The organism is Microbacterium sp. UBA3486, from assembly GCF_002377845.1.
Lineage (GTDB): Bacteria > Actinomycetota > Actinomycetes > Actinomycetales > Microbacteriaceae > Microbacterium > Microbacterium maritypicum_A.
Genome location: NZ_DFQP01000082.1, coordinates 1 through 8,226, shown reverse-complemented (window position 1 = coordinate 8,226; position 8,226 = coordinate 1). Strand labels below are relative to the sequence as shown.

At 69.2% G+C, this 8,226-nt stretch carries 10 protein-coding genes; 4 read left to right on the top strand and 6 right to left on the bottom strand.

Annotated elements, in window-relative coordinates; translation table 11 throughout:
* The 3 genes from B2869_RS11990 to B2869_RS11980 form a co-directional block, all read right to left on the bottom strand.
* The coding region (locus B2869_RS11990; RefSeq protein WP_292766826.1) for a succinate--CoA ligase subunit alpha at positions 1-656 on the bottom strand (656 nt) is incomplete at its 3' end.
* A gap of 18 nt (positions 657-674) precedes the next feature.
* Positions 675-1,841, bottom strand: a complete 1,167-nt coding sequence (gene sucC, locus B2869_RS11985) for an ADP-forming succinate--CoA ligase subunit beta (RefSeq protein ID WP_021198864.1) — start codon at positions 1,839-1,841, stop codon at positions 675-677.
* Between the two features lie 115 nt (positions 1,842-1,956).
* Positions 1,957-2,310: a DUF2510 domain-containing protein gene (locus B2869_RS11980; protein ID WP_292766819.1), complete on the bottom strand. Its 354-nt coding sequence runs from the start codon at positions 2,308-2,310 to the stop codon at positions 1,957-1,959.
* Between the two features lie 60 nt (positions 2,311-2,370).
* Here B2869_RS11980 and B2869_RS11975 point away from each other — a divergent pair, with 60 nt between their 5' ends.
* Positions 2,371-3,030 carry a TetR/AcrR family transcriptional regulator gene (locus B2869_RS11975; protein WP_292766816.1) on the top strand — a complete coding sequence of 220 codons (660 nt, stop codon included), beginning with the start codon at positions 2,371-2,373 and terminating at the stop codon, positions 3,028-3,030.
* 69 nt (positions 3,031-3,099) lie between these two features.
* Positions 3,100-4,335 carry an acyl-CoA dehydrogenase family protein gene (locus B2869_RS11970; RefSeq protein WP_292766813.1) on the top strand — a complete coding sequence of 412 codons (1,236 nt, stop codon included), beginning with the start codon at positions 3,100-3,102 and terminating at the stop codon, positions 4,333-4,335.
* Between the two features lie 20 nt (positions 4,336-4,355).
* On the opposite strand, the gene B2869_RS11965 is transcribed toward B2869_RS11970, so the two are convergent.
* Positions 4,356-5,639, bottom strand: a complete 1,284-nt coding sequence (locus B2869_RS11965) for a CynX/NimT family MFS transporter (RefSeq protein ID WP_292766809.1) — start codon at positions 5,637-5,639, stop codon at positions 4,356-4,358.
* Positions 5,640-5,693: 54 nt separating this feature from the next.
* Here B2869_RS11965 and B2869_RS11960 point away from each other — a divergent pair, with 54 nt between their 5' ends.
* A complete protein-coding gene (locus B2869_RS11960) occupies positions 5,694-6,494 on the top strand; it encodes an AraC family transcriptional regulator (protein ID WP_292766806.1) in 801 nt (266 codons plus the stop codon).
* 26 nt (positions 6,495-6,520) lie between these two features.
* On the opposite strand, the gene B2869_RS11955 is transcribed toward B2869_RS11960, so the two are convergent.
* On the bottom strand, positions 6,521-7,102 hold the full coding sequence (locus B2869_RS11955; RefSeq protein ID WP_292766803.1) for a GNAT family N-acetyltransferase: 582 nt from the start codon (positions 7,100-7,102) through the stop codon (positions 6,521-6,523).
* A complete protein-coding gene (locus tag B2869_RS11950) occupies positions 7,048-7,536 on the bottom strand; it encodes a hypothetical protein (protein WP_292766800.1) in 489 nt (162 codons plus the stop codon). Before B2869_RS11950 ends, B2869_RS11955 begins: the two co-directional genes overlap by 55 nt.
* Positions 7,537-7,608: 72 nt before the next feature.
* On the opposite strand from B2869_RS11950, the gene B2869_RS11945 reads away from it, so the two are divergent.
* Positions 7,609-8,226: phytoene desaturase family protein (locus tag B2869_RS11945; RefSeq protein WP_292766797.1), on the top strand; the 618-nt coding region annotated here is incomplete at its 3' end.

The following is an 8,226-nucleotide window of genomic DNA, read 5'->3' as shown; positions in this document are numbered from 1 at the left end:
ATCTCACCGATCATCACGATCGCCTTGGTCTCGGGGTCGGCCTCGAACGCCGCGAGCGCGTCGATGTGCGTGGTGCCGATGACCGGGTCGCCGCCGATGCCGATGGCGGTGGAGAAGCCCAGGTCGCGCAGCTCGAACATCATCTGGTAGGTCAGGGTGCCCGACTTCGACACGAGGCCGATCGGCCCCTTGCCCGTGATGTTCGCGGGCGTGATGCCCACGAGCGCCTCGCCCGGCGTGATGATGCCGGGGCAGTTCGGGCCGATGATGCGGGTCTTGTTGCCCTTGCTCTGCGCGTAGGCCCAGGCCTCGGCCGAGTCGCCGACGGGCACGCCCTCGGTGATGACCACGAGCAGGGGGATCTCGGCGTCGATGGCCTCGATCATCGCGTCCTTGGTGAACGCACCGGGCACGAAAGCGATCGACACGTCGGCGCCGGTCTCCTTCATGGCTTCGGCGACCGAGGCGAAGACGGGCAGCTCGACGGCGTTGCCGTCCTTGTCGGTGTGCGAGACCGTGGTACCGGCCTTGCGGGCGTTGACGCCACCGACGACCTGGGTGCCGGCCTTGAGCATCAGTGCGGTGTGCTTGGTGCCCTCACCGCCGGTGATGCCCTGGACGATGACCTTGGAGTCCTTGTTGAGGTAGATCGACATTCTTCTCGTCCTTCAGTCTCAGGCGTTGGCGAGCTCGGCGGCCTTGTCGGCGCCCTCGTCCATGGTGGCGGCCAGGGTCACAAGCGGGTGTGCGTACTCGGCGAGGATCGCGCGACCCTCGTCGACGCGGTTGCCGTCCAGGCGCACGACGAGCGGCTTGGAGGCCGTGGCCCCCAGCGTCTCGAGGGCGCCCTTGATGCCGTTGGCGACGGCGTCGCACGCCGTGATGCCGCCGAAGACGTTGACGAACACGCTCTTGACCTGCGGGTCGCCGAGGATGACGTCGAGGCCGGCGGCCATGACCTCGGCCGAGGCGCCGCCGCCGATGTCGAGGAAGTTGGCCGGCTTGACGCCGTTGTGGTTCTCGCCCGCATAGGCGACCACGTCGAGCGTCGACATGACCAGACCCGCGCCGTTGCCGATGATCCCGACCTCGCCGTCGAGCTTCACGTAGTTGAGGCCCGACTCCTTGGCCTTGGCCTCGAGCGGGTCGGCTGCGTCCTTGTCCTCGAGCGCTTCGTGCTCGGGGTGACGGATCTCGGAGGCGTTGTCGTCGAGCGTGACCTTGCCGTCGAGCGCGATGATGTCGCCCTCTTCGGTGCGCACCAGCGGGTTGACCTCGACCAGCGTCGCGTCCTCGCCCTTGTACACGTCGTAGAGCTTCACGAAGACATCGGAGACCTTCTCGATGAGGTCTTCGGGGAAGTTCGCCGCGCGAGCGATCTCGACGGCCTTCTCCTTGTCGATGCCCGTGAGCGGGTTGACCTCGACGCGTGCGAGCGCCTCGGGGCGTTCGACGGCGAGCTCTTCGATCTCCATGCCGCCCTCGACCGAGCAGAGGCTCAGGTAGGAGCGGTTGGCGCGGTCGAGCAGCACGGAGAAGTAGAACTCCTCGGCGATGCGCGCACCCTGCGCGACCATGACGCGCTTGACGATGTGGCCCTTGATGTCGAGGCCGAGGATGGCCTTCGCTGCTTCGTACGCCTCGTCGGGCGTCTTGGCGACCTTGACGCCGCCCGCCTTTCCACGGCCGCCGGTCTTCACCTGAGCCTTGACGACGACCACTCCGCCGATCTTCTCGGCAGCCGCCCTCACCTCTTCAGGGGTGTCCGCGACGATGCCGGCGAGGACCGGCACTCCGTACTTTTCGAAAACGTCTCGTGCCTGGTACTCGTACAGATCCACTGTGGTTCCTTCACTGGGCTGCTGTCTGGTAATTCTCTCGATGTCGAGACATCGACCAGTCCCCCAGCCTACTACCCCGAACTGAGCGCTCCTGCGGCCCCGGCACCTCGACCGCTCAGCGTCGAGTCGGCACTCCGGCTCGACGCGCGGGGAGGGCGACCCGTCGAAGCTGTCGGGTGATCAGGAACGGCATGACCACCAGGGCCGTGCCCGTGGCGACGATCACGGGGCGCACCACGACCACCGGCAACGAGCCCCACAGGGCGATGAGGATCGCGCCGATCATGACGGCACCGAGCACCAGTTCGCACACGAGGAGCTGGCGGCGCACCGATGCGCTGTCCTCGGCCATGGTCGTCTTGCGCCCGCGCACCGAGATGTGCGAGGTCCATCGCGTGCCGTCCCACCAGCGCCGCGTCCCGCGCCGCCGCGTGTCGAACCAGCCGGCCGGAATCCCGTCATCTCTCACGCTCCTCAGTATGACGGCGACGCCTCGGCTTCTCCGCCCGGCGAGGTCTAGGCTTTCGCCATGCACGAATCCGCAGAACTGCGCACCGGCGTCGTCGCCGCAGCGCTCGAACTCTTCAGCGCCCAGGGGTTCGACCAGACGTCGGTGGAGCAGATCGCCAAGGCCGCCGGCGTCTCCCGCTCGACCTTCTTCCGCCAGTTCGGCGGCAAGGAGGACGTGGTCTTCGCGGATCACGAGGTGCTTCTGGAACAGCTCAGGGAGTTCCTCGACGAGGGGCACGATGACCCGTGGGGCGCGGTGTGCGCGGCTTCGGAGTCGGTCTTCGCCCACTTCGCGCACGACCCGGAACTCGCCAGGCGCCGCTATCAGATCGTGCGACAGGTCCCCGTGCTGCGCGAGCGCGAGATCATCACGGTCTTCCGCTACGAGCGACTGTTCGACGACTACCTGCGCGGGGCACTCCCCGGCGTGGATCCCCTGGACGCGGTCGGCTTCGCTGCCTTGGTGACGGCCGTGCACAACCATGTGCTGCGCCAGCTGCTGCGTGGCCGCAAGAAGGTGCCGCTGGCGACACTGCAGACGGCGCTGGCCGGCGTCCGCCGTCGCTACGGGGTTGCGGGCGAGGCGGCCACCGCGCCGGATGACATGGTGGTCGCGGTGTTCCCCCGGTCCATGCCGATCGCCGAGGTCAGCCGCAGGCTGCAGTCACAGCTCGACTAGCTCGGCGTGCGGTCGGGTCGTGGAACCGAGTATCGAGGAGTACGATACTTGGTGCCACGAAGGAGTCCCATGAGCACTGCAGCCTCCCCCTTCCCCGGCGAGCGCGTCTCGTCGTACGACATCACCGGACGTCAGGACAGCGACTACTACGCCGTCTTCACCGACATCCCCGCCGCCGATCGGGAGGCGTGGGACCGCGCGAAGGCCTACGTCGACGAGGTCGCCCCGCAGATGGCCGACGCCTGGGACCGTGCGGAGTATCCGCTCGATGCCGCGCGTCGGATGGGCGAGATGGACCTCGTCGTCGACGGGGTGCAGCACCCGTCGCTCACGAGCCTGTCGCCACTGGCCGCAGGACTGGTGAACATGGAGATCTCCCGCGGCGACGGCTCCCTGGGCACGATCCTCGCGGTGCAGGGCGGACTCGCCCTGCGCACCCTGGCCCTGTTCGGCTCCCCCGCGCAGCAGGAGAAGTGGCTGACGGGCCTCGCCGACGGCTCGGTGCTGGGATCGTTCGCCCTGACCGAGCCCGATCACGGTTCCGACTCCGTCTCGCTGGAGACCGTGGCCCGCCGCGACGGCGACGGCTGGATCCTCCGCGGAACGAAGAAGTGGATCGGCAACGGCGCCTCCGGCGGCATCACCTTCGTCTGGGCGCGCATCGACGACGAGGGCGCCGAAGAGCATGGCGCCGTGCGCTGCTTCCTCGTGGAGCAGGAGACCCCGGGCTACACAGGCAGCGTCATCCGCGGAAAGGCCTCGCTGCGCGCGATCCACCAGGCACACATCGTGCTCGACGACGTGCGGGTGCCCCTCGATGCGGTGCTGCCGGGGACCAAGAGCTTCAAGGACGCCTCGATCGTGCTGTACGCGACTCGTTCCGGTGTCGCCTGGTCGGCGCTCGGACACGCGACCGCCTGCTACGAGGCCGCCCTCGCCTACGCCACCCAGCGGGTGCAGTTCGGAAAGCCCCTCGCCAGATTCCAGATGGTCCAGGAGCGTCTGACCCACATGCTCGAAGACCTCACCGCCATGCAGCTGTACTGCCGGCGGATGGCAGACCTCGAGACCGCCGGTGAACTGCGCCCGACCCAGGCTTCGCTGGCGAAGTTCCACAACACGCGTGCCGCGCGGCGCATCGCCTCGACCGCCCGCGATCTGCTCGGCGGCAACGGCATCCTGCTCGAGAACGGCGTGATACAGCACATGGCCGACATCGAGGCCATCCACACCTACGAGGGCACCGAGAGCGTTCAGGCCCTGCTCCTCGGGCGCGACATCACCGGGATGAGCGCGTTCGCCTGAGGTCGGATCCCGGAGTCGACTCACCGGCGTCGGGCGCTCACGTGGCGCTCTCGACTCGCCGCCGACCCCGCGACCGCCTGCACCGCGAGGAGCAGCACGAGCGCCAGGACCGGGACGACCCACCCACCGACCGCGGCGTGCAGGATGCCGAGGCCGAGCGGACCGAAGCCGGCCAGCAGGTAGCCGACTCCCTGCGCCATCGTCGACAGGTGCGCCGTGTGCCTCGCATCCGGCGCGCGGAGCACGATGTACGTCAGCGACAGCGAGATGGCGGCCCCCTGCCCGAGACCGAGCAGCGTCATCCAGAGCCAGGGCGCGGCTCCACCGGGCGCGACGAGGAGGCCGATCAGCCCCGCCGCGCAGAGCAGCGCGGAGAGCACGACGGGGAGCCACGTCGGCCGCATGCGGCGCATCATCGTCGGCACGAGGAGCGCCGCCGCGATCCCGGGAAAACTGGAGTACGACAGCAGCACCCCGGCATCCGACACCGAGACCCCGCCGTCCTGCAGCATCGTGGGAATCCAGGTCAGGGCCGCGTAGTAGCTCAGGCTCTGCAACCCCATGAACGCGGTGACCGCCCACGCGACCGGGTCCCGCAACAGCGCCGACATCCGCGGCTCGTCGATGGGTTCCGTGATCGCATCGACGGGAACGCCCGCCACCGCCGGGGAGGTGACGACCCGACGCATCGCCCGAGGCAGCCAGATCACCAGGGCGAGTGCGGCGGGAATCGCCCAGACCCCCAGCGCACCACGCCACGACCCGTCCAGGGCGATCATGAACGGCACCGTGAATGCGGCCGCCGCGGCGGCGCCGAGGAACAGCGATGTGGAGTACAGCCCCATCATCAGACCGAGACGGTGCGCGAAGTCCTGCTTGATCACGGCGGGCATGCAGACGTTCGCGACCGCGATGCCCGCCCCCACCAACACCGTGCCACCGAAGAGAGCCACAGGTGAGGGAAGCAGGCGGACGCCGATGCCGAGTGCCACCACGACCATCGTCAGCGCAAGCAGCCGATGCAGTCCGATCCAGCGTGTCAGCGCGGGCGTCATGAACGCGAAGGCGCCGAAGGCGAACACGGGGATCGTCGTCAGGAGCCCTGCCGCGGCTGCAGGGATCCCCAGGTCCTGCTCGATCGCGGGGAGGACGGGTCCGACGGAAGCGACGCCCATGCGCAGGTTCAGCGCGATCAGCAGCAGGCCGGTGCCCACGTAGATCCCGGTGAGGATGCCGCCGCGCCGGGTGGACGGCGTGGTCAACGGGGTCGGCGCGGTGTCGAACGGTTCCTGCATCGTGGTCATGCACCGAGTCCAGCATCGCCCCGGGATGTCAGGAAACACGTACACTGCATCTTGATGTCGAATACCCGCCAATCCTCGCGAATGGTCGACCTGAATCTGGTCGACTTCGATTCCCTCGCGGCCCTGCCCATGGAGGGCGCCTACCGGTTCGCGCACGCCGAGACCTCCCCCCGCCACGCCCACCCGCTCGGACACCTGGTGCATGCCGCTTCCGGAGTGCTGTCGCTGCTCACCGACGAAGGCGCCTGGATCGCGCCGTCGACCCGCATGGCCTGGGTGCCCGCCGGCGCCGAGCATCGTCATCGCGCGCACGGGCGCACGGACATGCGCATCGTCCATCTGACCGACGAGCTCGCCACATTGCTCCCGGCCTCCCCTGCGGTGCTCGTCGCGACGCCACTCGCGCGCGAAGCCGTGCTGGCGTTGACGTCCGACCGCACACGCAGCGACGAAGCCCTGGACCACCTGCGCCGCGTGGTCGTCGACGAAGTCGTGACCGCGCCCGAGCAGCCACTCCATCTCCCGGAGCCCCACGATCCGCGCCTGCGCCGTGCCGCACGCATCGTCGAGGATGACCTCGCCCTGCCCGTGCCGCTCGGGGAACTCGGCGCACGCACTGGCACCGCCGAGCGGACGCTGAGCCGCCTGTTCCAACAGGAGACCGGCATGGGATACCGGCAGTGGCGCCTGCAACTGCGCGTGCATCGGGCACTCGTCCTGCTCGCCGACGGCGCCACGGTGACCGACACGGCCTCCGCATGCGGGTGGGCCACGACCAGTCAGTTCATCGAGCAGTTCACACCGCTCGTCGGGATGACCCCCGGCCGATACCGGCTGTCACAACCGACCGCGTGAGGGGAAGGACCACGACTGCGGTCGGCTCAGACCACGCGCGCCATGCATACGAGGCGTTGGCGATCGTCCCATGAGGGCACCCGCTCGAAGCCTCGCGATTCGTAGAGACGCACGGGGCCGTCCCGCCATTCCCACACCGACAGCCGCACCTGCGACGCACCGAGATCGACCGCATCGGCCACCGCCGCGTCCAACAGCGCCGAACCCACCCCGCGGCCGCGCACGTCGGGCTGCGCCCACAATCGCTTGATCTCCGCCACACCGTCGTGCACGGACAGCACCACGACCCCGACGATGCGTTCGTCGAACTGCGCGACCCGCACTCGATGCGCGGCGTACGCCTCGGCCGGGTCATCGACCTCGCGGAGATAGCGGTCGGGTAGCGGCACGGCGGGATCGCGCTCGGATCCGTGTTCCTGCAGACTCTTCTCCCGCTCGGTCTGCAGCAGATACGCACGCACAGCCGCACCGACCTCGAGTGCGTCGGGTCCGGTCAGGTCGGCGAGCCGGATCGACGGTCGGTCGAGCCCGGATCCCGCCTCGGCGCTCACGGTCAGTCGCAGCCGCAGCCGCCGGACGGCGTCTTCACCATGAAGCACACGTCGCACACGCCGTAGTCGCGATCCTCGACCGGCTTCGGAGCTTTCTCGGCCCGCGGGGCGGAGACGCGAGGAGTCGTCGTGCGCTTGGCCGCGCGCGGCGGGGTGAGCGGGATGAACTCGCTGGGGTGGCTCACGTAGAAGTACGGCGCCCGGCCTTCGCTCGGCTGCAGACGCAGCGGAGCGGAACCGACGACGAGGCGCTCGTCCTCGGTGAAGCCGTTCGTGTAGGTGCGCCCGATGTGCAGAGGGGCGCCCTCACCTCGACGGATCGCTTCGATGTAGCGACCGCGGTCGATGAACGAGCTGATCCCGATCTCTTCGACGATGGCGGTGATGAACGCGTGGTTGGACGGGTCGATGCGGTGGGCGCGCAACGCCTCCGGGAGCGAACGGTATGGACGGGAGGTGCCTGCGGGGGTCGGCCCCTGTACTTCTTTCATCCTTTCCAGGATCGCACGCTCCGAGGGGTACGTCCGACCGTTTTCGGTTCATATACGTGCCAAACTGACGTCATGGCCCAGGCGACGATCATCGGCTCCGGCCCGAACGGGCTCGCTGCCGCCGTGGCGCTCGCCCGCGCCGGCTACCGGGTACGCGTGCTCGAAGGCGCCGACACGATCGGCGGCGGTGTGCGCACGCGCGAATCCACACTCCCCGGGTTCCGGCACGACGTCTGCTCCGCCGTGCACCCGGCCGCCCTCGCCTCGCCGTTCTTCCAGGCGTTCGGACTGGATCGGCGCATCGAGTGGATCCGTCCGGAGGCCTCGTACGCTCACCCCCTCGACCACGGACGTGCGGCGATCGCCTGGCGCGACATCGAGCGCACGGCGACGGACCTCGGAGTCGACGGATCCGCCTGGACCTCGCGTCTGCGTCCGCTCAGCAGCCACATCGACGGCGTGGTCGACTTCACCGGCAACCAGCTGCTCCGCATCCCCCGCGATCCGTTGACCGCCGCGCGCTTCGCGATCCGGATGCTGGACCAGGGCACTCCCCTGGCGGCTCGCGCCTTCCGCACGGAGGAGGCGGCGGCGCTCATCTCCGGGGTGGTCGCGCACGCCAACTCGCCGCAGCCCTCCCTCGCGGGTGCGGCGGCCGGGCTGCTGCTGGCCGCGCTCGGACACGCAGGC

Coding starts and splice junctions, on each gene's coding strand:
- B2869_RS11960 (WP_292766806.1), top strand. CDS start 5,694: ATGTCGAATACCCGCCAATCCTCGCGAATGGTCGACCTGAATCTGGTC.
- B2869_RS11965 (WP_292766809.1), bottom strand. CDS start 5,639: ATGACCACGATGCAGGAACCGTTCGACACCGCGCCGACCCCGTTGACC.
- B2869_RS11950 (WP_292766800.1), bottom strand. CDS start 7,536: ATGAAAGAAGTACAGGGGCCGACCCCCGCAGGCACCTCCCGTCCATAC.
- B2869_RS11970 (WP_292766813.1), top strand. CDS start 3,100: ATGAGCACTGCAGCCTCCCCCTTCCCCGGCGAGCGCGTCTCGTCGTAC.
- B2869_RS11975 (WP_292766816.1), top strand. CDS start 2,371: ATGCACGAATCCGCAGAACTGCGCACCGGCGTCGTCGCCGCAGCGCTC.